Raw genomic sequence first — 25,339 nt, forward strand, 5'->3', positions numbered from 1 at the left:
CCTTGCCTACATAACGTTTGGTTAAGGGGCGGGCTTTAGCCCGTCCCAGAGAGCGAAGCGAACGATTTGAACCATTTGTTATATTTTTTCTACTGAAATCTCAGGGAAAATTTTAGTCTGCTCTTCAGAGCCGACCGCGTGATAGCTCAATGTCTGGCCATCACCAGAATCTTTTGCAATAAGCTTAATATGAAATAGATAGTCGTCTGCTTGCCGAGAGATTGAAGCTATTTGTACGCCGCATAGGCGTAGCTTTGATCTGCTCTCAGGCCTGAAACAGGTGTTGTAGCCTCCTTTTTTTGCTACAGATGGGTAACACCATGCATCATGGAACTCTGGCGGTAGATCAAAGTAGTCTTTCGCTATGGACTCGGATATTCGGTAAAGATATTCAGTGCCTGAGCCTACATCTCTAATGAACTCATGACGCAAAAAGTCTTGGATCATTCGGGACTTCAGCATCTCTTCTTTTGATAGCCCATCATGTACTGCTGGGGCTCCAATGATCGTTACATTTACCTGCTCTATGGCTTCGTAAACTATTAGTGAAAATAGTTGATTGTCCTTGGCTTTCATTTCCTCTACAGCAATGTGTGGCTGCATTGGGGAGGTGTAGAGCAAGGATTCTTTTTCTTTATTTAAGCGTCCGGCCTTAACGATATTGCTAGGTGGCTCCCAGCAGTCGCATATTTTACTCATTGATCTTAATGGTAGATTTCTATCATCTTCATCTATCGCTCTGACCCTGTAGAATCGTGTCCCTGCAGGGTAGCTTCCAGAGCTTGGTGTTAATATTGAAATATTTCCATATGGCGTATCAAATGTGATGACTTTTGATATTTCATTCTGGACTTCTTGATAGCTTAATTTTTTGAAGTCTAGGTCTCTAAACTTGCATATTTTTTCATGCAAGTCAGATATGTCTACATGCTTTAAAAAATCTTGAATGGGAACCATGATGCCTCAAGAAAATATAACAGTGATTATACGCCCCGCTACATAACCTCAATGAACGCTTGGGCACATTGATTGGGGTTATGTAGCCATGCAAATGACTCTACCCCATTGATTCTTCTGCCTGCAAAGTAAATTTCGGCGATATAACCAGAGTTCGCGTGCCATCGTGTTTTGATCCGTCCAATTCTAGCTAAGCGCCACACGCACTAACTCCCCACCAAACCACTGCTGCTTTAGCCCCCGCTGCTTTTCCAGCAGCAGAGCTAGGTAGTCACGCAATGGATGACCAGATGGCTGCACGGCAAGATGTTTGCGCAGCCTACGCTGGTAAGGAAACTGCTCAGCAGGCACATGCAACGACGTGGCATGTTGAGTAAGCCATTCAATAGAGGGCAGGAACAAGTGGGTGGCGTTGCTATCCAGCGCTACCGTAACGCCTTTTATATCAAAGTCACCGGCGTAGATGTGTGTTCGGCGGGTTTTGTGCCAGGCCTCTGCCAGTAAGGCAAAGCCGCCGCCGTAGTGGCTGTCGCCACGGTAGACGATCAGCGGGTTTGCGTAGCCGCTTAGTGCTGGCAATTCTGGTGAGAACTCATAGAAGCTGTCGAGGTTTTCGACCTGAACCAGGGCGCTAAAGGCGCTCAGTTTTAGTCCCAGTACATCTACATCACGAATAGCGCGTGGCTCGTTGGCAAGCCCTGCTATTGGCTGGGGTGGAAAGCTGACGAGTACCCGCCTCGCACGGGGGCTTTCTCGCGTTGCTTTGTCTTCCTCTACGCCCTCTTTCGCTTGGGCGCTGCTGCTCAGGCCGCTGAGTGAGCGGCCTAGTGGTGCCAGGCGAGCGCTTTCTAGTACGTCATTAATCTGCGCCAGTAAGGCGGCGTCAAAACGCAGCGTTTTACCGTTGATTCGCGAGGCTAGGTCAATGTCGTGCTGGTGGCACCAGGCCACCACGTCGTCTACCCACTGGCGGCGCGGCTTCTCCACCGTGGGTTGGCGGAGAAGTTCACGGGCGACGCCGTTAAGGCCAGTGCGTGCGCGGCTGGGTAGGTTCATACGGCCAGCTGCAGTTCTACATCGTGGATCAGGCGCAGGTGGTTGAATTGGCTCGCTTGGCTCTCCTGCTGTTTGAGCCGAAACGCCTTCTGATCGCTACGCGGCAGGCCCTGGTACTCGGAAATTACCTGGAAGAGCCAAATCTCATCCGGCCATTCCAGCGGGCTGTCACGCAGGTACTCAAGGGCGCTGACCGGCTCCGCCTGGGGTTGGTCGATCACGCTTAAATAGAAGTGTTCCACATCCTGCTTGAGCGCCTGCTGGCGGGCGGCGGCTAAGCTGCTTTCCTGGGCTTGGGCCGGGGCCGCGGCTTCAACCGTTTGCGTGGTGTGGCGCGGTTGGGGTAGCTGGTGCAGCAGCTCGGCGAGCAACCGGCTATCCAGGTTGCGATCCAGCGCCGGGGCGGCAGCCGCGCTGAGCGGTGCAGCCTGATTGACCAGCCCTGGTACCTCGCTGCGCCTTGCATAGTTGCCTGGCACAAAGCCGGGGTGTTCGCGCATAAAGGCGGCCATGCCGCTGATCAGGCGGCTGCGCGCCTGCTGTTTACGAAAGCGCGCCATCAGCTCGATCAAGCGCCGCTGTACTTCGCGCAGGCCGGTGTAGTGGTTACTTAACTGCTGCTGAAGCTGACTGATCAATAACTTGCGCAGGCTGCCATCGCTGCCCACCAGCTCGATCAGCTCGTCGAAGTCGATCAGCGCCAGGCCGTCCAGCAGCCTCGCGATCTGCTTCTGGGCGCGGTCGTTTTCGCGGATTTTGTCGTTGAGCTGGCTGACGAAACCAAAATCGCTATTTAGCCGCTGCCATAAGCTGTCGATGGCATCGGCGAAGCGCCCGTTCAGGTCATCGACTTCCTGGCGCAGGCGCATCAACTGCTGTTCCAGCCGCCAGTGCTCGCCACGGCTGCGCGCCTCCCGGTAGCTGTGTACCAGGGCGCGAATCAGCTCCAGGGTTTCCGCTACATCGGCGTTCACATGGCGGCGGGTCTCGTCGGCAAGCATCTCGGCGATCAGTTCGCGCACCTTGGGCGCCAGCTTCACGCCACTCTGCTCGTCCGGTCGCCACAGGATGCGCGCTGCCAGCAGCTTGCGCAGCGCGCTATCGCTGAGCGATTCCAGCGGCACTTCATCGCGGGTGTAGGCCTGCATCAGTACATCGGCATGCTTGCCTAGCAGCGCCAGCCGTTCGCTACCGGTTTTGAGCAGGCGGCTTTCCAGAGCGTGTTCGCTGTTTGAATTCACAACAGGGCCTCCTGGGAACCGGAGCCCTCCTCGCTACCCTCTTCGATGGGCAGGTTCTCTTCATCGCGAATAAAGCGCACCAGATCCACCAGGTAGTCGATCTTGCCGGTGACCACGAATACCTGCCGCTCAGCGTGGGGCTGAAGCAGGTAGCCGTGCTCTTTGAGGCGCTTGAAGACCTGCTTTACCTGGGCATCAAGCTGGTCACTTTGCGAGCCAAAAAAGCTGTCGGTGGCCAGGCGTTCCAGGCGTTCGCGCAGGCTTTGGTTATCTTCGCACTTGGCGCTGAACTCGGCCGGTTTGAGCACGTCGCCGGGGGCAGCCAGAGTATCGCGGCCCAGGGCTTCTTGAACCAGTTGCAGCCACTCCAGCAACGGCAGCAGGCTATTGAGCGTATCGCCGAGCTGGCGGGAGAGCTGATCCCGGGCGTTATCATTGAGCTGACGCCAGGCCAGAAAATAGACGCTGCCATCCTCATTGCTGGCCAGCCGCCGGTTAAGCGGCCGCAGGTAGGTATCGATCTCCTCCCGGGTCTCTTCATTGGTGAGGTGACGATAGCCACTCTCATCGCTGATCGGGCAGACAAACTCCCCAGCCAGCAGGCGCTCTAGCAGTGGGCCATGTTCGATCATACCGTCACCTCCTGCTGACGCTCCTGGAGCCGTTCGGCCAGGCGGCTTAGCCGTGGCTCGATGCGTTTTAACACCCGTTTGTTGGGGTTGGCCTCATCGCGGTCGATCAGATAGCGGTTGGCGAACAGCAGCAGCACATCGGACTCGGGGTTGGGGAAGGCGCCGACAATATGAATACGGTTGCTGTCGCAGGCGTCGAACAGTTTTTCGACGTTGTGGTACGCCAGGGTGCCGATCTCATCGATGGGCCAGTGGATGGCGATTTCCGCACCGCCGCGCAGCAGGCGGGTAAAAGCGAGCAGGAACTTGCACAGAATCAGGTACGCCATGCCGTGGCTGGAGGACTCCAGCAGTTGGCGGTCGTTTTTGATCACCAGATCGGTGCCGCCTTCGTTCAGGTGCAGCTCCAGGCGCAGCAGGCTTTCAAAGCTGTACTGCTGGTCGCTGCGCAGCAAGTCGACCACGTCTGCCAGAGCGTTGAGGTAGTCGTCGCTGGGTAGCGTCTGGCCGGATTCGCGCCACTCCTTGTAGCGCTGGGCGAACAGCTTCAGCGGCTCCCAAAAGCCCAGTTCATCGATGGTGGACTGGATGCGCACTTCGGCCTTGGTGATGCCTTCCAGGCGCAGGTCATCGGCGACCTCTTCAGAAAGCCGGCGGCTTTGAGCGCTGATGCGCCGGTTCAAATCGCGGAACACGGTGAAGAACTTATCCAGGTCGTCGCTTAGGTTGCGCCCTTCCTGAATCAGCTGCTGCTGTTGATCTTCGAGCAGTTTGAGCATGTCGCGCAGTAGCGGCAGCTGTAGGCGCGGGTTATCGCTCTGCAGTTTGCTGCGTTCGCTCTCCAGCGCTTCGGCAAAGCCGCTGCTGGCGTCCTTGATCAGTTGGCTTTCGACTTCCAGGCAGCCACGGCGCAGCTGTTCGATAAGCTGGTGGCGATTGCCCAGCGCCTGGCGGGCGCGCTCGATACGCTCGTCCACATCGCCCAGTGGCGTACCGGGCGCCTGGCCATCGGGTTCAATGGCCAAGGTTTCCAGCTGGGTGAGTAGCGGCTTCAAGGCTTCCAGGCAGGCGTATTCGCTCTCCCGCTGGGTTTTCAGCGTGCTGATCGTGCTTTGGTGGGTTTTGCGCGCGGCCTGGAAGTCATTTTTCAGGTGCTCTTTATCCCGCTGCAGCTTTTGCTCCGCCTGCTCCAGCTCGGCTTCTTGCGCGACCAGCTGCGGCTTGTGCTGCCCCCACTCGACGCGCATAAAGCGAGTGTATTCGGTGAGTTCATCCTGACGGGCGGCGGTGACGCGAATGCGTTCATCCTGGCTTGCCAGCCGCTCCTTGGTATCTTTTAGCTTGGCGGGGTCAACGCCCTGCTCGGCCAGTTCCTGGCTAAAGGCCTCTTCCAGTTCCGCACGCTGGCGTTTGTGTTCGGTGTTGGCGTCGCTCAACTGCTGCTTATACTGGCGCAGTTGGGCATCCAGGCTATCCACCTGGCTCTGTCCGTCGGCCTTGAGCTCCAATAGCTGACTTTGATGGGTCTCGCTAAGGGCGGCGAGCGCCTGCTGCTTCTCTTCGCGCAGCTCCTTTTGCGCCTGCTCCTGGCTGGCTAACGCGGTCTGATGCGCTGCGCGACGCTCCTGCTGGCGCTTGGTATGGCGCTCTTGCTGCTGGCGGCGGGCCTCTATCGCAAACTCGACTTCCTGCTCGGCGCGCTTGTGGGCCATGCGGCCCTGATCCTGGGCTTCATCGGCCTGCTGCACCCGCTCGTTATGCTGTTTGAGCGATTTCTCGGCGGCTTGGCTCTCGGTCTGCACCCGGCGTTTGGCGCCATCCGCTTCTTCGATGGCGGCCAGCAGGCTGGCTTCATCCTGGGCGTAATCGGGCAAAGCAATGGCGGAAAGATCCACCGCCAGCCCAAACAGATCATCGCTAGCGCCTTCTGCCAGTTGCGGGGCGAGGTCACGCCGCTCTAGAAGCTCTGGCGCAATCACCTTGCCTAACTGCTGCTCCCAACCGGGGCGGTGATAGCGCAGGAAATGGCGCAGGCTGCCCTGCTCCGGGTCGCGCTGCTGATAGAGCGCAAAGCAGCGCTGCTCGGCGCGCTCCAACTGTTGGCGAAGTTGCACCAGCTGCTGTTCGGCACCGTCGCGCTCGCGTTTGCGGCTTTCAAACTCCCGGCGCAGGCCATCCAGAGTAGCAGCGGATGCGTTGCGCTCCTGCTGGGCCTGATCCAGGCGCGCCTGGGCAAGCTCCGCCTCGGAAGCCTCTTCGGCGGTCTGGGTCGAGAGCGAGAGCTGCGCTTTTAGCTCAGCTAGCTGTTCGACGCCGAGTTCCAGTTGCGCCTGGTACTCGCCCTCCAGGCGTTGGCGCTCCTGCTGATAGCGTTCGTTGAGCTGCTGTTCGGACTCCCACTGTTGTTCCCGGCGCAGGGCTTTCTCTTCGACCAGGGCGTCGATCAGTTCCTGGGATTCACGGGTCTGGCGGGCCAGCGCCTCAGACAATTCGCGCAGCCGACCGTCCAGGCGCGCCTGGCTCTCTTTTACCGCGTCCTGCATCACGTTCAGGTGGGCGCGCAGCTGGTCGCGCTGCTCCCGCCACTGGGGCAGCGCGTTGATGTCGCGCTCCAGGGCGGGCATGTCCGCATCGGCGTATTGCTCGTACTGGGTTTGCAGGTCATTAAGGCGGCGCTGGGTCTGCTGCAGATCGCTGACCACTTCGCTGTGGCGGTCGTTCAGCTTATCCCGTGCTTCGGCGTAGTCGCTCTCCCGCTGCTGGAATTCGCGCTGGTGGCGGGCAAGCTCAGCATCCACATCGGCCATACGGCGCTCTGCTTGCTGGCGGTCGTCTTCCAGCTGGGGTTTCAGTTGCCACAGCGTGGCATCCAGGTCGGCGAGTTCACGGTCGATACCGGCAAGTCGGGCCAGCGATGCCTGCAGCGGTTCCAGGCGCATGGATTGGCGCATTTGGGCAATCCACTCCCGCGCCTTGGTGTTGCGAATCCGGGTTACCGGGAGTTCAACGCCATCCTCTTCGAAAATCGCCGCCAGCATGGTTTTGAGGGTGTCCATCTTGCCCTCTTTGGCATGCACCGCAGAAACCAGCTTTTCGATATGGCGGATGCGCCGCTCGGGTTTGACCAGGCTGAACTGCGACGCGATCTGGCGCAGCTTGAGGCCATCGCGGCTGTTGCCGTGCAGTTGGGTAAAGTCGTTCTGGATCACCGAGCGAAATTCAGAGGTAGCGCCCAGCTTGGGCGACACCGGTGTGCCGTTGCGGCGCAGGCCGCTGGCCCACTGGGTGTAGTCCAGCGCCGCCACGCCCGCGTCGCTCTCCACCAGATAATCCTCCGGCTGGTAGGGCGCGCCGACAAAGCGATACTCCACCCCGCCCTCGGCCTTGCGGGTCAGCACCGCCTGGCAGATGTTGCCCGCTTCGCGGCGGTATTCGTACACCAGGTAGCTGTTGCGGTGAGGCAGGTAAAACGCATCAAACTTCATGCGCGTTTTGGGCACGACCTTATTGGGTAATTCGCCGTAAAACACCGGCACCAGGCGCTGTAGCGTAGTTTTACCGGAGGCGTTGGTGCCGCAAATATTGGTGTGGCCGTCCACACTCAGTTCGACCACGCCTTCCAGGTGGCCGTGAATCATCACGATGCGTAGCAGGTGGGCCATGCCGTGTCCTTTCGATGACTATTTCAATGGCTGTCTCAATGACTATCCGGATCGTTTTGCTGATCGCTGAAAGTGGCTATAGTGCCAGACACAGACCAAAGCGGCTACGCGGCTAAAAAAAGCTGGCTCACTATAACACTTAGTGCTATATATTGAGGATAACAGTACAGGTATCAGATGCGAGTATTTAAAAACAAAGTGTTCAATAAATGGGCTGCAAAGGAAGGTCTAAATGATGCTGCCTTGCTGGCCGCCATTGATGAAATTGAACGCGGCCTTATTGACGCCGATCTAGGTGGTCATGTGTTGAAAAAACGCGTGGCGATCAGTGGTCGTGGTAAGAGTGGCGGGGTTAGAACCCTGTTGGCTTACAAGGTCGGTAATAAGGCATTCTTTGTTTATGGTTTTGCCAAAAATGCTCGCGCTAACATCAGCGCTGATGAACTAAAAGCGTTGAAACATTTGGCAAAAGAACTAATAGGTTACAGTGACAAAGCATTAGCCAATGCCATTAAGCATGGCGTGTTAATTGAGGTAGAAAACGATGGATAAATCCATTTTAGATATGGTGCATGAAACAGCTCAAGACCTTCACGCGGCTGGTGTGATGAAAGAAACCACGCTGCGCGAGTTCGATGCACTCTGTCTGCCGCCGGTAAAAGAGTACACAGCAATACAAATCAAGCGGATTCGCACCAAGAATCACGCCAGCCAAGGCGTGTTCGCGGCCTACCTGAATACTAGTGTGTCCACGGTTCAAAAGTGGGAGCAAGGCCAGAAGAAACCTAATGGCCCTTCGCTTAAGCTGCTGAACCTGGTGGCCGAAAAGGGCTTGGAAATACTGGCTTAATCGTCAGGGCGTTTTGTTGCCAAGCAACCCCTCGAAGAAACTCACCGCGTTGGCTTCCAGTCCTTCCAGGTAGTAGCCGCCTTCCTGGACCACCAGCGTGGGTACGTTCAGGTCCGCAACCCGGCGGCCCAGCTCACCAAACCCTGGCGTGGAGACAGCCACCTTGGCCTGGGGGTCGCGCTCGTAGATATCAAACCCCAGCGCCAGCACGATGGCATCAGGCTCGAACAGGCGGATGGTCTGGCAGGCTTCTTCCAGGCGGTCAAAGAACACCGACTCCTCTGACCCATGAGGCATCGGCAGGTTGAGGTTATAACCCAGTCCTGCGCCCTGCCCGCGCTCGTCTTCGAAGCCGGTGACCGCGGGGTAGAAGTTGGTGGTATCGCCGTGGATCGAGATATACAGCACATCGTCGCGCTGGTAGAAAATTTCCTGAATGCCCTGCCCATGGTGCATATCCGGGTCTAACACGACGATGCGGGGGTAGCGCGAGGTGAGATGCTGCGCGGCAATGGCGGCATTATTGAGAAAACAGAAGCCACCGGCGGAATCGATGCCCGCGTGGTGGCCTGGCGGGCGCGATAACGCATAGGCAAATCGCTCCCCGGCTAATAAAGCCTCAGCCCCGGCGACCGCACTCTGCGCCGACCAATAAGCCGACTGCCAAGTGTGCTGGCCCACGGGAGCGCTACCGTCAGCCAAGTAACGCCCGGCTTCCGCCAAGATGCCGCGCAGAGCATTGGGCGAACGCACAAAAATATTGGAAATAACTTCTTCACCCCAATCCTCGCCGAGGGCATGCCAGCGCCGATGGGCACTTTCGAGAAAGCGCAAATAGGCCAGCGAATGCACCGCCCTTAACGGCGCCACGCCATGATCCGCGGGTGCTTGAATATCAAACCCTAGCTGCTTGGCGGCTGCCAGCAGGTGCGTGGCACGCTCGGGCACTTCCTGGGGTGTGCGCATTTTGCCCCGGGAGAAGTAGGTTTGCGGCTGATGAAGCAGTTGGTCAGCGTGGAAGAACGTCTTCATCGGCACTATCTTCATCAGAACTATCTCCGGTTTCGCCCACACCCTTGACTACGAAATCGCGGGCAACGCCGATATGGTAGTCAATCGCCTCACGGCAGGCAGCAGGGCTGCCACTATCCAGCGCGTCGAGCAACTTAAAGTGGCTGGTGGCAATGGTGTCGGGGGCTTCATGGGTTTTGGTAATTAGGGTGATGCAGAGGCGCAGCTCATGGGACAGGTCGTCAAAGGCGCGCAGTAGACGCTCGTTACCTGCGTAATGCAGCATCAGTCGATGAAACTGCAAATCCTCCTCGATGCGGCGGGTGCCATCGTTACCGGCTGCCGCTTCACATAGCACCTCTACTTGCTGCTTGAGAGCGCGCTGGGCATCGGCGGTATAGCGTTCTGCCAGGCGTTCGATCCCATGGCGCTCAAGGCAGAGCCGCAAATCAAACACATCTTCGAGTTCAACGGCATTCAACGCGCGAACGAAGAAGCCTCGGCGCGGTTTCGAGATCAATAAACCACGGCTTTCCAGCAAACGAGCGGCCTCGCGAACCGGTGCGCGGCTAACACCCAAGTCGCGGGAAAGCTGCACTTCAGAAAGCCGTTCGCCGGGTAAAAAGTGTTGCTGAATAATCGCTTGGGTTAAATAGTCAGCCACCTGTTCGACCAGGTTCTGCTGCTGGATAAAGGCCCTGGGAGCCGCCGTTGGTGAGGCCATCGCATTCACTCATGGGATATGACGTGTTCTTCCCAGTATGACGAAAAAAAGCCACTTGTCGACGAACGATTGCCGACTGTCGACAGTTTTACCAAGTGCTGCTATGGTCAAAACAGATCCCTAACAAACATCACAACAGGGTCTGACACGCCTCGCTCGCCTAACGACTACGTAACCTCATTACGTGCTAATAACCGAGGAGCAGGAAACATGAAAAAACCTTTAGCTTTGGCTATTTCCGCTGCAGCATTCGCTTTTACCTCCGCCGCTATGGCAGACGACCCTAAAGAAGGGGGCGTCGTTAACACCATTATTCAGCCCGAACCGCCTGGCCTGGTGCTGGGCATGGTTCAGAACGCGCCCACACGTACCGTCTCGGGCAATATCTACGAAGGCCTGCTGCGCTACTCCACCGACCTTGAACCCATGCCGCAGTTGGCGGAGTCCTGGGAGGTCAGCGAGGATGGTCGCACCTACACCTTCCATCTGCGTGAAGGCGTTACCTGGCACGACGGTGAAGCCTTTACCGCCGATGACGTCGTGTTCTCCGCCGATGTCTTCCACCGTGAGTTGAACCCCAGCGCCCGCGCCGTGCTACAGCACGTGGAGAGCATCGAAGCCACCGACGACCACACCGTCGTATTTACCCTGACCCAACCCTTCGGCCCTTTCCTGCTCTCCTTCGAGGCGGGCACTTTCACCATGGTGCCCGAGCACCTCTACGCGGGCACCGACTTCCGCGATAACGAGCACAACGACCACCCCATCGGTACCGGCCCGTTTAAGTTCTCCAACTGGGAACGCGGCACGGTGATCGAACTGGTTAAAAACGACGACTATTATGAAGAGGGCCTACCCTACCTAGATGGCGTTAACTGGCACATCATTCCCGATGGCGCTTCCCGTGCTGTGGCCTTTGAAAATGAAACCATCGACGTGCTGCCCAGCGGTACCGTCGAGAACTTCGATATTCCCCGCCTGGCCGAGATGGATAACGTCTGCATGACCGAAGAGGGCCACGAATACTTCAGCCCCTTTGCCATGCTGTGGATGAACAACCGCGAAGGCCCCACTGCGGATAAACGTTTCCGTCAGGCGGTGATGTACGCCATGGATCGCGAGTTCGCCAAAGATGTGTTGTGGAACGGCCTGGGCAATGTTCCGCTCTCCGCCTTTGGCTCCAATGCGCGCTTCCAGAACGACGACCTGGAACCCTACGATCACAACCCCGAACGCGCCCGTGAGTTGCTGGATGAAATGGGCTACGACGGCGAAGAGATCACCATTCTGCCGCTGCCCTATGGCGAAACCTGGACGCGCTGGGCCGAAGCCGTACAGCAGAACCTGCGTGAAGTGGGTATTAACGTTGAAACCCAAGCCACCGACGTAGGCGGCTGGAACCAGCGCCTGGGCGATTGGGATTACGACCTCGCCTTTACCTATCTCTACCAGTATGGCGACCCGGCACTGGGTATTTCACGCACCTACCTTTCCGACAACATTGCCAAGGGCTCGCCCTGGAATAACGTGGAAGGCTACGAAAACGAGCGCGTCGACGAGCTGTTTAACGAGGCCTCCACGGCTTTCCCCGACGAAGAGCGCGAAAAACTTTACCGCGAAGTACAGGAAATCCTCCATGAAGACGTGCCCGTTGGCTGGCTGATGGAACTGGGCTTCCCGACCCTGTATCGCTGCGATGTGCAGAACCTGGTTACTTCCGGCGTGGGTGTTAACGACGGCTTTAAAGATGCTTGGCTAGATCGCTAAACCCAAGCCACCCAGGTAGCGCGAGCTACCTGGGTTTTTTAGCTATGTCTTGAAGGTATTAGTCAGGAAAACGACTTATGGTTTACGCGCGCCTCATTCTGATGCGGCTATTTAAAGCCGTGATTGTGCTGTTTTTAATCGTTATTTTTAACTTCCTGCTGATTCAACTGGCCCCAGGTGACCCGGCCGCCATTCTGGCCGGTGAAGCAGGTGCTGCCGACCAGGAGTTTCTCAACCAGTTGCGCGAGCGCTTTGGGCTCGACCAGCCGATGTATGTGCAGCTGTGGCGCTATGTATCAGGTATCGCCATGCTCGACTTCGGTTACTCCTACCGGTTGGGCGTCCCTGTCTTTGATCTGATTATGGATCGCTTACCTGCCACCCTATTGCTGACTGGCACTGCCTTCGTGCTCTCGTTGGTGCTGGGCATCGTGGCGGGCTCCATGGCCGCGGCACGGGTCAAGAAACCCTCTGGATCACTGATCATGGCGCTAGCGCTGGTGTTCTACGCCACGCCGCTGTTCTGGGTCGCACTGATGTCGGTGGTGGTGTTTTCCGTCTACCTGGGCTGGCTGCCCGCCTACGGCCTCTACACCGTGGGGGCAGGCCATACGGGGTTTGCGCTGGTGCTCGATGTTGCCAAGCACTTAGTGCTCCCGGCGACCACCTTAGCGCTATTTTTTATGGCGATTTACACCCGCATGACGCGCACTTCGATGTTGGATGCCGCGCAGCAGGATTACGTCAAAACCGCCCGCGCCAAAGGTTTGAAGCCCAGCATTATTCAGCGCCGCCATGTGTTGCGTAACGCCCTGCTGCCGATCATCACGTTAGCCGGCCTGCAGGCGGGGCAGATGGTCGGAGGCGCCATCCTGACCGAAACCGTGTTTGCCTGGCCCGGCATCGGGCGGCTGATGTTCGAAGCGTTGCAACAGCGCGACTACAACCTGCTGCTGGGCATTTTCTTCTTCTCGGCGGCCTTGGTTATCGTCTTCAATATCATCACCGATTTGGTCTACAGCCTGGCTGATCCGCGCATCAAGAAGGGGGCCGCATGAGCTTTTTTGCACGCTTTGCGCAAAACCGTGGCGCCCTCGTCGGGCTGATCATCCTGCTGCTGATTATCGCTATGGCGATACTGGCACCGCTGCTGTTTCCTGAATCGCCCTGGCGCATGGTGCAGCGCCCCTTTCTGCCGCCGCTCTCCCAGGATGGCTTTCCCCTGGGCACCGACACCATGGGCCGCAACGTGGCCTCAGGCTTGATGCACGGCGCCTGGGTATCGCTGTTGATCGGGCTGGTATCCACCAGCGTGGCGCTGCTGATTGGCGTTCCCTTGGGGGCCATTGCAGGCTACTACGGCGGCCTCATTGACGACATATTGATGCGCTTTACCGAGTTCTTCCAGACCATCCCCAACTTCGCCCTGGCGATTGTGCTGGTAGCCATCATGCAGCCCAGCATCACCTCGATCGTGCTGGCGATTGCGATTGTCAGCTGGCCGCCGGTGGCCCGTTTGGTGCGCGCCGAGTTTATGTCGCTGCGTAACCGCGAGTATGTCGAAGCCGCGCGCTTGGTCGGCCAGTCCAATAGCACGATCATTCTGCGTCAGATTCTGCCCAATACGCTGTCGCCGATTATCGTGCTGGCCTCGCTAATGGTGGCCACCGCGATTTTGCTGGAGTCGGCGCTGTCTTTTCTCGGCCTGGGCGACCCGAACGTGATGTCCTGGGGCTATATGATAGGCGCTGCGCGCACGGTGATTCGCCAGGCGTGGTGGCTGAGTTTCTTCCCTGGCGTGGCGATTTTGCTGACGGTACTGGCGTTAAACCTGGTGGGTGAAGGTTTAGACGACGCACTGAACCCCAAACTATCACGCGAGCGCTAAGGACTTTATATGCCTATTACAGAGAATCAATCGGCTGACACCGTCCTCAGCATTCGCGACCTCAACATTGCGCTCCCAAAAGGGGCGGATCGCGCCCTGGCGGTGGAAGACGTTAGCTACGAGGTGAAGCGCGGCGAAATCATGTGCGTGGTGGGTGAGTCCGGCTCCGGTAAATCGATGGCCGCCAACGCCGTGATGGGGCTGCTGCCCAAGGGCGTGAACGCCACTCAGGGCGAGATACTCTTTGAAGGGCAGGATTTACTTGCCCTGACGGAAAAGCAGCACCGCGCCCTGCGCGGGCTAAAAATTGGCATGATCTTCCAGGAGCCGATGACCGCCCTTAACCCACTGATGCGGGTAGGCGCGCAAATTGCCGAAGTGTTCGAAGCCCACGGCCAGTTCAACCCCAAAGAGCGCCAGGCCCGCGCGCTGGAGCTGTTGATCGAAGTGGGTATTCCCCAGCCGGAGAAGGCCATTCGCGCCTATCCGTTTGAGCTTTCCGGCGGCCAGCGCCAGCGGGTCATGATCGCTATGGCGCTGGCGCTGGAACCCATTCTGCTGATTGCCGACGAGCCCACCACGGCGCTGGATGTGACGACCCAAGCGCAGATCCTTGAGCTTATTCGCAACCTTCAGCAGCGGCGCGGCATGTCGGTGATGTTTATCACCCACGACTTTGGCGTGGTGGCCGAAATCGCCAACCGCGTCTGCGTCATGCGCCACGGCAAGATCGTCGAGCTGGGTGACGCCAAGTCGGTGCTTGAAAATCCTCAAGACGCCTACACTCAAGCGCTGATTGCAGCGATTCCCAGCAATGCGGTGCCGCCCCACCGTGAAACCAGCCAAGTCGCTCCGCTGCTGGAGATCAAGCAGCTCAATAAGATCTTTCGCTCCCGGGGCGGATTCCTTAAACCTTCCCGCGAAGTGCGTGCCCTTGAGGATGTCTCGCTCACTCTAGCACGGGGAGAAACGGTGGGGATTGTAGGCGAATCCGGTTCGGGCAAGTCCACCCTTGGGCGCTGCGTGGTACGTTTGGAGCACCCCGACAGCGGCGAGCTGCTGCTGGATGGCGTGAATCTTTCCCAACTCAAAGGCGATGCGCTACGCCGTGAACGCCACCGGGTGCAGATGATCTTCCAAGACCCTTACGCCTCGCTCAACCCACGCACCAAAGTGGGCATGGCGATAGCCCAGGGGCCGATTGCCAACGGCACGCCCAAAGCCGCGGCGCTCAAGCAGGCGGGCGAGCTGCTCGACATGGTGGGCTTAGGCGCCAGCGCCGTGGAACGTTTCCCCCACGAGTTTTCCGGCGGCCAGCGTCAGCGTATCGGCATTGCCCGAGCGCTGGCGCTCAACCCCGAGCTGATCGTGGCGGACGAAGCCGTCTCGGCGTTGGATGTTTCGATTCAAGCCCAGGTACTGGAACTGCTGGAAGAGTTGAAGCAGCGGCTGTCGCTTTCGCTGCTGTTTATTACCCACGACCTGCGCGTCGCCGCGCATATCTGCGACCGTATAGTGGTGATGCAGCACGGCCGCATCGTCGAGCAAGGCAGCGCCGAGCAGATCTTCCTCGCCCCAAAAGAGGCGTATACCCAGGCGCTGCTCAAGGCAATTCCCGGCCGCGAAGCGCCCGTGGCAGCGACAGCGTAATTTATCGGATAGGAAAGACAAGCTAAGGAAAACACATGCAAATAACCCTGGAGGCGCTGCGCGCCATTGTTGGCCCTGGCCATGTATTGACCGGCGACGATGTGCACAGCCGCCGCGTGGATTGGATGACCGGTGCGCCCTGCCAGGCTGGGGCGATTGTTCGCCCGGCGGATACCGAGCAGCTTTCCACAGTGATGCGCGCCTGCTATGAGTTGCAGCAGCCGGTGGTCACCCACGGCGGATTAACCGGGTTGGTGCACGGTGCAGAGGCTAGCCCGGATGAGCTGGTGATTTCTCTGGAACGTATGAGCGCGATTGAAGAGATTGATCAAGTGGGCGGCACCCTCACCGTGCAGGCGGGGGCACCGCTGCAGCGGGTTCAAGAAGCCGCGAAAGAGGTCGGCCTGCAGTTCCCGCTGGATCTTGGCGCCCGGGGCAGTTGCACCATTGGCGGCAATATCGCCACCAACGCCGGGGGTGTCCGGGTCATTCGCTACGGCATGATGCGCCAGCAGGTGCTCGGCCTGGAAGCAGTGATGGCGGATGGCCGGGTGGTCAGTTCCATGAACCGCATGCTGAAAAATAACGCCGGTTTCGATTTAAAGCAGCTGTTTATCGGCAGCGAAGGCACTCTGGGCATTGTGACTCGGGCTGTGCTGCGGCTACAGCCACCCACCCCCAGCGAGCAAACGGCGATGGTTGCCTGCCCTTCGTTTGAGTCGCTCACTGGTCTGCTCAGCCATATGGGCAAAGCGCTTGGCGGCAGCCTGGGTGCTTTTGAGGTGATGTGGCAAAACCACTACCGGCTGCTCACTGAAACCCTGGGCCGCCACACCCCGCCGATTGCCACCGAGCACCCGTTTTATGTGATCATTGATTCACTGGGCAGCGACGCCGAGCGCAATGCCACTCAGTTCAGCGAAGCATTAGAAAGCGCGTTAGAGAGCGAGCTGATTGTCGATGCGGTGATTGCACAGTCGACTACCCAGCGCGATGGGCTATGGGCGATTCGTGAGGATATTGAGGGGCTGGTCAAAGGCTTGGCGCCGGTGCTTACCTTCGATGTCAGCCTGCCGATTGCCGATATGCAGCGCTACACCAATGCCTTGGAAACACAGCTAACCCAGCGCTGGCCGGAGGCGCGTTTGGTGGTCTTTGGCCATCTGGGCGATGGCAACCTTCATATTTCCGTTAGCGTGGGGAGCGCTGAGATCGAAGTTCGGCGAGAGGTTGAAGCCATGGTTTACCAGCCGCTGGCCACACTGGGCGGTTCAGTCTCCGCAGAACACGGCATTGGCCTGGAGAAACGCCCCTGGCTCGCCACTTGCCGCTCCAGCGCCGAGATTGAATTGATGCATACGCTCAAGCAGGCGCTAGACCCACATCGCCTTCTCAATCGCGGTAAAATATTGAGTTAATAATTGTTTTTAGGATATCAACATGCCCCGCTACCCCAACCACTTACTGAGTGAAGGCCCTGCTAATCCATTTCCGGGCATTAAGGTGCTAGAACGCCGACTTGGCAAGGTAATCCCCCATCGGCTGGGCTCTAACGAAGGCCTGGATATGCCTCACCGCGCCCTGCGCGATCACTTTGGCGATGCCCTGGCCGAACACGTTTACTGCTACGGCGACGCCGAGGCGCTGGGTGTTCGCAAACGTATTAGCAAACAACAGGGTATGGCGCTTGAAACCCTGCTGGTAGATGCCGGTGCCGATAGTTTGATTGCCCTGGCCCTGCGCACCACCTGCGAACCGGGTGAAACCGTGGTGAGCACCGCAGGCACTTACCCCACCTTGGGTTATTTTGCCAAAGGCCAGGGCTGTAACCTGGTAGAGCCCAGCTATTATGAAGCGCCCGGCGTGCTGGCCCCCGACCTGGAAGCTCTGGCCGCCGCTGCCCATCAGGAAAACGCACGACTGGTGTATCTGGCCAACCCGGATAACCCCAGCGGCCACTTACACAGCGACAGCGCCATTCTCAAACTGCGCGAGGAGCTGCCCGACACCTGCTGGCTGCTGCTGGATGAAGCCTATGGGGATTTTCGTGATGACGCGGGCAGCGAGTTCGCTGCCAAAGCAATACCGGGAGTGATTCGCCTACGCACGCTTTCCAAGGCTCACGGCTTGGCGGGCCTGCGCATTGGCTACGCCATCGCCGACCCTGACGTGCTGGCGATGATGATGAAGGTGCGTATTCACTACGCAGTATCGTCATTGACCCTGGCCGCTGCGGAAGTGGTGCTTGATCACCCTGACGAAGTTCACCAACACGTCGCTGATGTAAAAGCCCGGCGTGAGCAGTTGGCTGAGCACTTTCGCGCACTTGGTGCCGACGTACTCCCCAGCGCCACCAACTTTATCGGCATTCGCCTGCCCAGCGCCGACCTCGCCGCTGAGGTACATCAGCAACTACTCGCCGAAGGCGTTTTGGTCGCTCGTTTGACGCATCCTGAGCTGGCCAATGTGATTCGAATTACGGCGGTGCAGGCAGCTCTGGAGCCGGGGAGATTGGCAGCTCTCGAACAGGCTATTACAGAACACGTCTGATACAGTTGGTAAAATTGAGCAAGCGGATGGCAAGGTGCATCGAGGGCAGGTTTCCGCGAGGGCGCTGTGAACCCATCCCTGGGCGCTACTTTTTCCATCCCTGGAAAAAGACCCTCGCTTCAACCTGCCCTCGCAGCGCGTGACAGGGGTTGCATAGTTCTTACTTCCACCCCCTATAACCCTAAGGCGTTAACCAATGTCGGAAATCGTCCAACTCACCGCGCACCGCCTGGCGATATAAGCCCTGCAGTCGAGCAGTGACGCTGTCTTGGCTGATGGGTTCGTTAACAGGCGGTGCACCAGCCCGTCCACCAATGCTCCGACCATCCAGCTCGCGAAGCGGCAGTATTTCAGCGGCGGTGCCGGTTAAGAACGCCTCATCGGCGGTGTAGAGCTCATCACGGGTAATCCGCCGTTCACGCACTTCAAGACCCAGCACCTTCTGCGCCAGCTGAATCACGCTATCCCGGGTGATGCCTTGCAGGCAGGAGGTCACTTCCGGGGTGTGCAGCACGCCATCGCGGAGCAAGAAGACGTTCGCCGCTGAGGCTTCAGCCACATAGCCCTCCGGGTCGAGCATGATGGTTTCATCGAACCCGGCCTTGATCGCCGTGTTCAGTGCCAGTATCGAGTTGACGTAGTGGCCGTTAGTCTTTGCCCGGCAGAGGCTGATATTGACGTGGTGGCGCGCCCAAGATGACGTCAGCGCGCGCAAGCCGTGGGTCGCGGCCTGTGGCGAAATATAGGGGCCCAAATCCCAAGCGGCCACCATGACATGGGTGGTTAATCCTTTAGCACGCAGCCCCATACCTTCCGCGCCGAAAAACACCGTGGGCTTTAGGTAGGCGCTGCTCAGGTTGTTTTTAGCCAGGCACTGGCGCTGGGCGTCGATCAACTCAGCTTCGCTAAACGGCAGCGGCATATCCAGCGAATGGGCGCTTTCTGCCAAGCGGCGGGTATGTTCAGCAGCACGAAATAGATGCGTGCCGCTGGGGCCAGCGTAAGCGCGTACGCCCTCAAAACAGCCCATGCCGTAGTGCAGCGTATGGGTGAAAACATGCACCTTGGCGTCGCGCCACTCACGCCACTCGCCGTCCTGCCAAATCCAGCCATCACGATCATAAAGCGGTGTCATCGGGTTGTTTGCTCCCACTGTTGGCACCAGTCATCGATCAACGTCTGCTGGTGCGGTTGCAGGGTCTGATAGCCCCAGGCAGCAATTTCATCGTTTTGCGGATCGGGCACGGCAGTGGCGCTGCCCGCCAGGGTCTGGATCACCGCGTGGCCGCAGAGCGGTACATAGCCTTCTGAATAACCACCTTCGTGAATAAACACCAGCTTGCCATCGCAGCAGCGCTCGGCCAGCGCTTTAAGCTGAGCGGTCATGGTGGCGAACGCTTGGCTATTGAGCAGCATTTTTCCTAAGGGATCCTTAGCGCAGGCGTCGTAACCGCAGGCCACCAGGATGAGCTCGGGGTTAAAGGCTTCCAGCGCAGGCAGCACCAGTTTTTCCATGGCGTAGGCATAGGCGCCTAGCCCGCAGCCCGGTGGCAGCGGCAGATTGAGGTTGGCACCCAGGCCAGCGCCTTCGCCCTGCTCGTCAAAACTGCCGGTTTCCAGCGGGTAGTTCGCCGCCTGATGAAGTGAAACGGTCAACACATCGGGCTCGCCATAAAATGCCGCCTGCTGACCGTTGCCGTGATGAACATCCCAATCGAGTATCGCCACACGGTTAACCTGCCCCAAGGCGCGGGCGCGCATCACCGCCACGGGGATATTGCCCAGCAGGCAGAACCCACGGCCTAGATCGGCTTCGGCATGGTGCCCCGGCGGGCGGCATAGGGCGTAGGCGTTGCTCACCTCGCCCAGCGCTACGGCTTCAACGGCGGCAATGGCCAGCCCTGCGGACTGCGTGGCCGCCGCCCAACTACCGGGCATGTAAGGCGCGCAGTCGCCACCATTGCCGCCCCGGGCTTTATCCCCCGCCTGCAGTTCATCTAAATAGCGCGGAGTATGAAAGCGCAGTAAGTCTTCCAGCGAGGCGGCGGGCGGTTTAACCACCTGAAGCTCGTCAATCAGCCCGCTGACTTCGAGGATATTCTTCAGCCGCCGTTTGCTCTCCGGGCTTTCCGAGGCGGCCTGGGGCTGTAAAAACTTACCGGGTGCGGAAAATACCCCAATCGCGCCCAGATCGTGCCAAAAGCAGCGTTCGTGCCAATAAAAACCGGTTCTGCTCATGCCTTAAAACCCTGCATAAAGGCGGTCAGGTTGGCGCTTAGATGCTCAGTGGGATAACCACCCTCCTGAATAATCACCATGGGTAGCGAAAGTGCTGCCAAGCGTTTGCCCACTTCGATAAATGCTTCGGTCTCTACCGTAAGCCCCGCTAGCGGGTCATCTTTGTGGGCATCCAAGCCTAGCGCTACCACCACGGCATCGGGCTCGTAGCGCTGTAGGTGATCAATCAGAATCGCCAGGGCATCGAGATAAACCTCCCCGTCGCTGCCTACCGGTAAGGGCAGATTAACGTTAGCACCTACGCCCTCATCAAAGCCCTCTTCATCAGCACCGCCCCAAAAAAACGGGTAGAAATCACTGGGGTCGGCGTGCAGCGAGCCCGTCCAGACATCACTGCGGTGATAGAAAATATCTTGGGTGCCGTTGCCGTGGTGGAGATCCACATCGATGATGGCTACTTTGGCGAAGCGTTCGCGCAACACCGTGGCGGCCAGCGCCGAGTTATTCAGCAGGCAAAAGCCCCCGGCGCGTTCAGGCCCAGCATGGTGACCCGGCGGACGGCACAGCGCGTAGGCGGCTGGCGCACCATTAAGCACCTCTTCAGCCGCCGCTTCGGCACTGGCAGCCGAAGCCAGCGCGCCTTGAAAGCTGGTCGCACTTAGCGGGCAGGCCATATCGTGAAGGTGCCAGCCCGCCTGGCCAATCGGGTGGCGAGGGTAGTGGTAGCCGCCACCACAGGGGTGAATATTAGGCGCAACTACCTCTGCCGCATTGGGCAGCGCCTGCCAGCGGGCGTAAATAGTGTCCAGAAACGTTAGATAGCGCGGCGTATGGATCTGTTCCAGGCGCTTGCGCAGCTTAGGCGAATCCGCCTCGGTTGGTGCGGACAGGGTCAGCCCTGCCGTTGCCAGCCCTTGGGTAAGCAGCTCAGCGCGCACCGGGCCTTCCGGCGAAGGCGCAGGCTGGCCGCGCAGCAGGAAAGTCGGCGGCGCATGCAGCGCCTGATCAGGGTGATAAAGACACTTCATGGGTCGCAGTCCTTAGCTAAATTACAGCAGTGACGGAATCCAGGTAGAGAGCGCCGGAAACGCCGCCAGCAACACAATCACCACCAGGAACGACACGTAAAACGGCAGCGATGCCACGATTGCCCGTTCATAAGGCACCTCGGCTATTCGCGCGGCGGTCATCAGCGTCATCCCCACTGGCGGTGTCACGTTGGAGATATTGAGCACCACGATCATCAGGATCGCGAAGTGGAGCGGGTCAAAGCCCAGCTGGATCATCGCTGGCACCAACACCGGGGCAATCACCACCAGTGCGGGCAGCACATCCATCACCGTGCCAATCACCAAGAGTAGCAGACACACCAGCATCAGTTGCACAAAGGCCGCATCGCTGAAAGTGGTGATCATGCTGGCCGCATCCCTGGCGATGCCCGAGCGGGTGACGAACCAGCCCAATACCGCCGAGGTTGCTAACAGGAAAAAAACCACGCCGGAGAAGCGCACCGTGGTCACCAGCGCATCCCAAATTTTGCGCCAGGTAAGATTACGGTAGAAGACCACCCCAATCACGATGGCGTAAACCGCCGCAAAACCCGAGGCTTCGGTAATCGTGGTGAGCCCGGAGAGAATTCCGCCAAGAATAATCAGCGGTACCACCATCGCAGGCAGCGCGACTAACAGTGCAATGATGGCCGCCTTAAAGGGTGTAGGTGCCTGTTTCGGGTAATTGCGCTTCCAGGCCAGGAAGAAGCTGACGCCCAGCAGTGCCAGCGCCATCAACAGGCCAGGAATAATCCCACCGGCAAACAGGTCAATCACCGAAATATCCCGCAGCAGCGTGGCGTACACCACCATCACCACGCTTGGCGGAATAATCGGCCCGATGATGGAGGAACAGGCGGTAACCGCAGCGGCGTATTCGGCATCGTAGCCCTGATTTTTCATCTCGGGAATCATGATCTTGCCGATGGCGACGGTATCGGTGACCGCCGCGCCGGTGAGTCCCGCAAAGAACACCGAGACCGAGATATTCACATGGGAGAGTGACCCGCGCACCCGGCCGAACAGCGCATTATTGAAGGCGATCAGCTTGTGGGTCAGCCCGCCCTGGTTCATCAGCTCAGCGGTAAAAATAAAGTAGGGCACGGCGATCAGCAGAAAGCCGGAGACGCCGGAGAACATGCGGTCGGCAATGATGCCGAGCATGCGCTCGCCGCCGATGGCAAAACCACCCGCCAGTCCCGACATGGCCATCACCACCGCTACCGGTGCACCGATAAACAGCAGCACGACAAACGCAATAATTGCAGGGGTCATGAGCGGTGCTCCCCGTCAGTGGTGTCGATGAGTTCGCTAATCACGTCCTGCTCATCAATGAGGTGCTCCAGCAGGGCAAAGCCATGCACCAGATGCAGCAGCATGAGGACGCCACTGAGAGGCACCACAATGGCGGTGACTTTACTAGGAATGCGGATCTGATCGGAGACCATGTAGACCTGGGTGGCGCTGATGAAATAGTCCCAGCCGTACCAGGTCAGCATCAGTGCAAATAGGCCAATCACCGCCAAACAGAGCCCGGCCGCTACCTGCACCATCACGCGGGGCAAGCTGCGAACCAGCAGGGTCATGGCGACGTGTTCGCCGTAGCGCAACGAAATCGTCATGGAAAGAAAGCCGATCCAGGGCAGAAACAGCCGCGCCAGCGAGTAGGTCCAGCTCAGCGCACTACCGGTCATCAGCTTGTAGATAAACGCCGTGAACGAGATGCCCAGCATCGCCAGGATACAGCCCACACACACCACGATGGCCACCTGATTGACGAGATCGCTCAAGCGGCGCAAAGGAGTTAAAACGCCCATGGTTTTTCCTCACGCTGGGGCCTCACATTGCCCCAGCGTATATCGTTCGCTAACCGTTATTGGCCTTGTTTTTTTGACCCAGCTTTATTGGCCTAGGTTTTATTGGCCATAAATGCGGTAGTCGTCTTCTGCCAACTGCTGGCCGACGCGTTCAACTTCGTCAAGCAGCCCCTGTACGCGGGCTTCGTCCATGCCGAAGTCATCGACGATCCACTCCTGCCAAGCGGGGCGCGCAATCTCTGCCATCCGCTCACGCTCAGCGTCGGGCATCAGGTAGCACTCTTCAAAGCGCCCACAGGACTCCACCCAGCTTGCGGTAGCCAAGGCACCCGACATGCCGTGGCTCAGTTGAATCGCTTCCCGGGCGGAGCTGATCACCGCTTGCTGATGCTCTTCGGGCAGCGATTGGTACCAGGACTCACTAACCACCCAGGGGGCGCTGTTATACACATGCCCGGTGAGCGTGGTGTAGTCAGTCACCGCATCGAAGTTGAAGGTGGTGTTGAGCACCGGCGCATTGAACTGGCCATCGGCAAGTCCGGTTTCCAGCGCGGTGATTAGCTCGCCCCAGGGCAACGGGGTGGCCGAAGCGCCTAGCGAGCGCATGATCGCCACGTGGGCGGGGTTCTCTTCAGTACGAATATTGAGGCCTTCTAAATCTTCGACGGTCTCAATCAAGCGCACGTTGTTAGTGAAGGCGACGAAGCCACCGCCATCGTCGAAGGTGCCCAAATAACGCATATCAGCGGCTTCGACGGTGCCGGACATAAAGTCGGCGAACCATTCACTATCAAAGAAACTCCACGCCTGACGCCAGTTGGTAAACAGGAAAGGCGCCGTGACTACTTGGTAGTCTTCGTAGAAGGATGACATCGCCCCGGCAGACATAATCGTCGACTGTAGCGTTCGTCCCCCCTGCACTTCCGAGCCGTTTTCCACCTCGGAGCCTAGCTGGCCGCCGCCGAAGATCGTGACCTCAAGATCCCCGTCGGTTCGCGCCTCCACCAGGTTCTTGAAATGCACCAGCGCCGGATAGATTTCGTTATTGCTCATATCCTCTGGCAACTGCGTGGCGATCACCATTTCATAGGATTGCGCTTGGGCATTGGCGCTGGCAATAGCCAACGGGAGCGCCGCCAGGGCGGCGAAAAATACTGATTTTTTTGCGTTCATAACACACCTCATTTTGTTTATTAGTCGGTCTTCGTTATGACTGGCGTTGCCACCTGATCGGTGACGATGTGGTGATTACTATTTTTGTTGTAAAAACCATATCTGTTGAAAAAACTATGTCTCCTGAAAAAGCTATGGTTATTCGGGAAGCGACTCCCACACTTCAATGGCAGCGGCCAGGTCTTCCAGCGAAGCCCCTACCGATTTGAATAGCGTGATGGCATCCGGTGCGGAGCGCCCCGATCTAGTCCCTGCTAGCACCTCAGCAAGCTCCGCCTGAATCTGGTCGAACTGGAATTCGCCCTCTTCAATGGCTTGCAGGATGTCGCCCGCCTCGCCTTTGGCACCGGCGTAGGTATCCACAAATACCTCTGAGCGACGCAGACACAGTGCATCGGTTTCGCGCATCTGTGGTCGAAACGCGCCGATCAGATCCAGGTGAGTGCCGGGCGTTAGCCACTCACCTTTAATCAGCGGCTGATTGGAGAGCGTTACGCAGCTAATGATGTCCGCCTCAGCGACAGCATCCGCTAATTCCTCCACCACATGGGTTTCGAAGCGTTCGGCGTACTCGTCGGCAATCGCCGCCGCTTTACTGGGATTGCGGCCCCAGATCAGCACACGTTTGATGGGGCGTACGCTGGCGTGGGCCTCGATCACCATAGGCGCCAACTTCCCCGTACCCACCACCAGCAGCGTTTCTGCGTTTTCATTGGCCAAGGCTTGAGCGGCCAGCGCGGAGGCCGCCGCCGTGCGACGCCGGGTTAGCTCGCTGCCATCGATACAGGCCAGCGGCTGGCCGTGCTTGCCCTCGCTGAGCAAGTAGAGCCCAGAGATCGCCGGGATACCGTGGTCGGCGTTTTGCGGAAACACGTTGACCATTTTCACGCCGATGTAACCCGCCGCTTCCCAGGCGGGCATTAGCAGCATGGTGGCTTCGCCATCTGGCCGGTGCATCGCATGGTGATGGCGGGGAGGAGACTCCACGCCATTCACGAACGTCGTGTGTAGCCGCTTGATCAAGCCATCCCACGTTAGGTGGCGAGTGACCTCTTCGGCAGAAACAACCCGCAT

General features: G+C 58.4%; 22 protein-coding genes. 8 read left to right on the top strand and 14 right to left on the bottom strand.

The window, feature by feature from the left end; all coding sequences use genetic code 11:
* Positions 1 to 78: 78 nt before the first annotated feature.
* From HZS52_RS00595 to HZS52_RS00615, 5 genes are all read right to left on the bottom strand, one after another.
* Positions 79 to 957: a hypothetical protein gene (locus tag HZS52_RS00595; protein ID WP_190373983.1), complete on the bottom strand. Its 879-nt coding sequence runs from the start codon at positions 955 to 957 to the stop codon at positions 79 to 81.
* 186 nt (positions 958 to 1,143) lie between these two features.
* Complete coding sequence (locus HZS52_RS00600) at positions 1,144 to 2,013, bottom strand: DUF7281 domain-containing protein (RefSeq protein ID WP_190373984.1); 870 nt, start codon at positions 2,011 to 2,013, stop codon at positions 1,144 to 1,146.
* Positions 2,010 to 3,254, bottom strand: coding sequence for a hypothetical protein (locus tag HZS52_RS00605; RefSeq protein WP_190373985.1), 1,245 nt, complete (start codon positions 3,252 to 3,254; stop codon positions 2,010 to 2,012). Before HZS52_RS00605 ends, HZS52_RS00600 begins: the two co-directional genes overlap by 4 nt.
* On the bottom strand, positions 3,251 to 3,886 hold the full coding sequence (locus tag HZS52_RS00610; protein ID WP_035576708.1) for a condensin complex protein MksE: 636 nt from the start codon (positions 3,884 to 3,886) through the stop codon (positions 3,251 to 3,253). The genes HZS52_RS00605 and HZS52_RS00610 overlap by 4 nt, the downstream gene beginning before the upstream one ends.
* Complete coding sequence (locus HZS52_RS00615; protein WP_190373986.1) at positions 3,883 to 7,548, bottom strand: ATP-binding protein; 3,666 nt, start codon at positions 7,546 to 7,548, stop codon at positions 3,883 to 3,885. The genes HZS52_RS00610 and HZS52_RS00615 overlap by 4 nt, the downstream gene beginning before the upstream one ends.
* A gap of 177 nt (positions 7,549 to 7,725) precedes the next feature.
* On the opposite strand from HZS52_RS00615, the gene HZS52_RS00620 reads away from it, so the two are divergent.
* Both HZS52_RS00620 and HZS52_RS00625 read left to right on the top strand, forming a co-directional pair.
* Positions 7,726 to 8,100 (top strand): type II toxin-antitoxin system RelE/ParE family toxin, encoded by a 375-nt coding sequence (locus HZS52_RS00620; protein ID WP_190373987.1) that lies wholly within the window; start codon positions 7,726 to 7,728, stop codon positions 8,098 to 8,100.
* The gene (locus HZS52_RS00625; protein WP_022520049.1) at positions 8,093 to 8,398 is read left to right on the top strand and encodes a helix-turn-helix domain-containing protein; all 306 of its coding nucleotides are present in this window, start codon (positions 8,093 to 8,095) and stop codon (positions 8,396 to 8,398) included. Before HZS52_RS00620 ends, HZS52_RS00625 begins: the two co-directional genes overlap by 8 nt.
* A gap of 3 nt (positions 8,399 to 8,401) precedes the next feature.
* Here the strand turns inward: HZS52_RS00625 and HZS52_RS00630 are convergent, their stop codons facing one another.
* Positions 8,402 to 9,430, bottom strand: a complete 1,029-nt coding sequence (locus HZS52_RS00630; RefSeq protein ID WP_053856899.1) for a histone deacetylase family protein — start codon at positions 9,428 to 9,430, stop codon at positions 8,402 to 8,404.
* Complete coding sequence (locus HZS52_RS00635) at positions 9,408 to 10,133, bottom strand: GntR family transcriptional regulator (RefSeq protein ID WP_041157577.1); 726 nt, start codon at positions 10,131 to 10,133, stop codon at positions 9,408 to 9,410. The genes HZS52_RS00630 and HZS52_RS00635 overlap by 23 nt, the downstream gene beginning before the upstream one ends.
* A 210-nt stretch (positions 10,134 to 10,343) precedes the next feature.
* On the opposite strand from HZS52_RS00635, the gene HZS52_RS00640 reads away from it, so the two are divergent.
* From HZS52_RS00640 to HZS52_RS00665, 6 genes are all read left to right on the top strand, one after another.
* Entirely contained in the window at positions 10,344 to 11,900 is a 1,557-nt protein-coding gene (locus HZS52_RS00640; protein ID WP_190373988.1) for an ABC transporter substrate-binding protein, read from the top strand.
* Positions 11,901 to 11,977: 77 nt separating this feature from the next.
* Positions 11,978 to 12,958, top strand: a complete 981-nt coding sequence (locus HZS52_RS00645; protein ID WP_138801577.1) for an ABC transporter permease — start codon at positions 11,978 to 11,980, stop codon at positions 12,956 to 12,958.
* The gene (locus HZS52_RS00650) at positions 12,955 to 13,788 is read left to right on the top strand and encodes an ABC transporter permease (protein WP_027957407.1); all 834 of its coding nucleotides are present in this window, start codon (positions 12,955 to 12,957) and stop codon (positions 13,786 to 13,788) included. The genes HZS52_RS00645 and HZS52_RS00650 overlap by 4 nt, the downstream gene beginning before the upstream one ends.
* 9 nt (positions 13,789 to 13,797) lie before the next feature.
* Positions 13,798 to 15,438, top strand: coding sequence for an ABC transporter ATP-binding protein (locus tag HZS52_RS00655; RefSeq protein WP_190373989.1), 1,641 nt, complete (start codon positions 13,798 to 13,800; stop codon positions 15,436 to 15,438).
* 35 nt (positions 15,439 to 15,473) lie between these two features.
* Positions 15,474 to 16,856 (top strand): FAD-binding oxidoreductase, encoded by a 1,383-nt coding sequence (locus HZS52_RS00660; RefSeq protein WP_027957409.1) that lies wholly within the window; start codon positions 15,474 to 15,476, stop codon positions 16,854 to 16,856.
* Between the two features lie 22 nt (positions 16,857 to 16,878).
* Positions 16,879 to 17,988 carry a pyridoxal phosphate-dependent aminotransferase gene (locus tag HZS52_RS00665; RefSeq protein ID WP_190373990.1) on the top strand — a complete coding sequence of 370 codons (1,110 nt, stop codon included), beginning with the start codon at positions 16,879 to 16,881 and terminating at the stop codon, positions 17,986 to 17,988.
* A gap of 181 nt (positions 17,989 to 18,169) precedes the next feature.
* Here HZS52_RS00665 and HZS52_RS00670 read toward each other — a convergent pair whose 3' ends face one another.
* From HZS52_RS00670 to lhpI, 7 genes are all read right to left on the bottom strand, one after another.
* On the bottom strand, positions 18,170 to 19,123 hold the full coding sequence (locus HZS52_RS00670; RefSeq protein WP_190373991.1) for a branched-chain amino acid transaminase: 954 nt from the start codon (positions 19,121 to 19,123) through the stop codon (positions 18,170 to 18,172).
* The gene (locus tag HZS52_RS00675) at positions 19,120 to 20,226 is read right to left on the bottom strand and encodes a class II histone deacetylase (RefSeq protein WP_190373992.1); all 1,107 of its coding nucleotides are present in this window, start codon (positions 20,224 to 20,226) and stop codon (positions 19,120 to 19,122) included. The genes HZS52_RS00670 and HZS52_RS00675 overlap by 4 nt, the downstream gene beginning before the upstream one ends.
* Complete coding sequence (locus HZS52_RS00680; RefSeq protein ID WP_190373993.1) at positions 20,223 to 21,254, bottom strand: histone deacetylase family protein; 1,032 nt, start codon at positions 21,252 to 21,254, stop codon at positions 20,223 to 20,225. Before HZS52_RS00680 ends, HZS52_RS00675 begins: the two co-directional genes overlap by 4 nt.
* Before the next feature lie 21 nt (positions 21,255 to 21,275).
* Positions 21,276 to 22,550 (bottom strand): TRAP transporter large permease, encoded by a 1,275-nt coding sequence (locus HZS52_RS00685; protein ID WP_041157569.1) that lies wholly within the window; start codon positions 22,548 to 22,550, stop codon positions 21,276 to 21,278.
* Positions 22,547 to 23,092 (bottom strand): TRAP transporter small permease, encoded by a 546-nt coding sequence (locus tag HZS52_RS00690; protein ID WP_190373994.1) that lies wholly within the window; start codon positions 23,090 to 23,092, stop codon positions 22,547 to 22,549. Before HZS52_RS00690 ends, HZS52_RS00685 begins: the two co-directional genes overlap by 4 nt.
* Positions 23,093 to 23,191: 99 nt before the next feature.
* Positions 23,192 to 24,265: a TRAP transporter substrate-binding protein DctP gene (dctP, locus tag HZS52_RS00695; protein WP_190373995.1), complete on the bottom strand. Its 1,074-nt coding sequence runs from the start codon at positions 24,263 to 24,265 to the stop codon at positions 23,192 to 23,194.
* Positions 24,266 to 24,403: 138 nt separating this feature from the next.
* Positions 24,404 to 25,339, bottom strand: a complete 936-nt coding sequence (gene lhpI, locus HZS52_RS00700) for a bifunctional Delta(1)-pyrroline-2-carboxylate/Delta(1)-piperideine-2-carboxylate reductase (protein ID WP_190373996.1) — start codon at positions 25,337 to 25,339, stop codon at positions 24,404 to 24,406.

Origin of the sequence: Vreelandella titanicae (assembly GCF_014697095.1) — a bacterium.
Classification (GTDB): domain Bacteria; phylum Pseudomonadota; class Gammaproteobacteria; order Pseudomonadales; family Halomonadaceae; genus Vreelandella; species Vreelandella titanicae.

What these genes read in the sequence shown, in the direction of transcription:
- HZS52_RS00595 (WP_190373983.1), bottom strand. Translation starts at nt 957, where the DNA reads ATGGTTCCCATTCAAGATTTTTTAAAGCATGTAGACATATCTGACTTG.
- HZS52_RS00600 (WP_190373984.1), bottom strand. Translation starts at nt 2,013, where the DNA reads ATGAACCTACCCAGCCGCGCACGCACTGGCCTTAACGGCGTCGCCCGT.
- HZS52_RS00610 (WP_035576708.1), bottom strand. Translation starts at nt 3,886, where the DNA reads ATGATCGAACATGGCCCACTGCTAGAGCGCCTGCTGGCTGGGGAGTTT.
- HZS52_RS00615 (WP_190373986.1), bottom strand. Translation starts at nt 7,548, where the DNA reads ATGGCCCACCTGCTACGCATCGTGATGATTCACGGCCACCTGGAAGGC.
- HZS52_RS00620 (WP_190373987.1), top strand. Translation starts at nt 7,726, where the DNA reads ATGCGAGTATTTAAAAACAAAGTGTTCAATAAATGGGCTGCAAAGGAA.
- HZS52_RS00625 (WP_022520049.1), top strand. Translation starts at nt 8,093, where the DNA reads ATGGATAAATCCATTTTAGATATGGTGCATGAAACAGCTCAAGACCTT.
- HZS52_RS00630 (WP_053856899.1), bottom strand. Translation starts at nt 9,430, where the DNA reads ATGAAGACGTTCTTCCACGCTGACCAACTGCTTCATCAGCCGCAAACC.
- HZS52_RS00635 (WP_041157577.1), bottom strand. Translation starts at nt 10,133, where the DNA reads ATGGCCTCACCAACGGCGGCTCCCAGGGCCTTTATCCAGCAGCAGAAC.
- HZS52_RS00640 (WP_190373988.1), top strand. Translation starts at nt 10,344, where the DNA reads ATGAAAAAACCTTTAGCTTTGGCTATTTCCGCTGCAGCATTCGCTTTT.
- HZS52_RS00645 (WP_138801577.1), top strand. Translation starts at nt 11,978, where the DNA reads ATGGTTTACGCGCGCCTCATTCTGATGCGGCTATTTAAAGCCGTGATT.
- HZS52_RS00650 (WP_027957407.1), top strand. Translation starts at nt 12,955, where the DNA reads ATGAGCTTTTTTGCACGCTTTGCGCAAAACCGTGGCGCCCTCGTCGGG.
- HZS52_RS00655 (WP_190373989.1), top strand. Translation starts at nt 13,798, where the DNA reads ATGCCTATTACAGAGAATCAATCGGCTGACACCGTCCTCAGCATTCGC.
- HZS52_RS00660 (WP_027957409.1), top strand. Translation starts at nt 15,474, where the DNA reads ATGCAAATAACCCTGGAGGCGCTGCGCGCCATTGTTGGCCCTGGCCAT.
- HZS52_RS00665 (WP_190373990.1), top strand. Translation starts at nt 16,879, where the DNA reads ATGCCCCGCTACCCCAACCACTTACTGAGTGAAGGCCCTGCTAATCCA.
- HZS52_RS00670 (WP_190373991.1), bottom strand. Translation starts at nt 19,123, where the DNA reads ATGACACCGCTTTATGATCGTGATGGCTGGATTTGGCAGGACGGCGAG.
- HZS52_RS00675 (WP_190373992.1), bottom strand. Translation starts at nt 20,226, where the DNA reads ATGAGCAGAACCGGTTTTTATTGGCACGAACGCTGCTTTTGGCACGAT.
- HZS52_RS00680 (WP_190373993.1), bottom strand. Translation starts at nt 21,254, where the DNA reads ATGAAGTGTCTTTATCACCCTGATCAGGCGCTGCATGCGCCGCCGACT.
- HZS52_RS00685 (WP_041157569.1), bottom strand. Translation starts at nt 22,550, where the DNA reads ATGACCCCTGCAATTATTGCGTTTGTCGTGCTGCTGTTTATCGGTGCA.
- HZS52_RS00690 (WP_190373994.1), bottom strand. Translation starts at nt 23,092, where the DNA reads ATGGGCGTTTTAACTCCTTTGCGCCGCTTGAGCGATCTCGTCAATCAG.
- dctP (WP_190373995.1), bottom strand. Translation starts at nt 24,265, where the DNA reads ATGAACGCAAAAAAATCAGTATTTTTCGCCGCCCTGGCGGCGCTCCCG.
- lhpI (WP_190373996.1), bottom strand. Translation starts at nt 25,339, where the DNA reads ATGCGGGTTGTTTCTGCCGAAGAGGTCACTCGCCACCTAACGTGGGAT.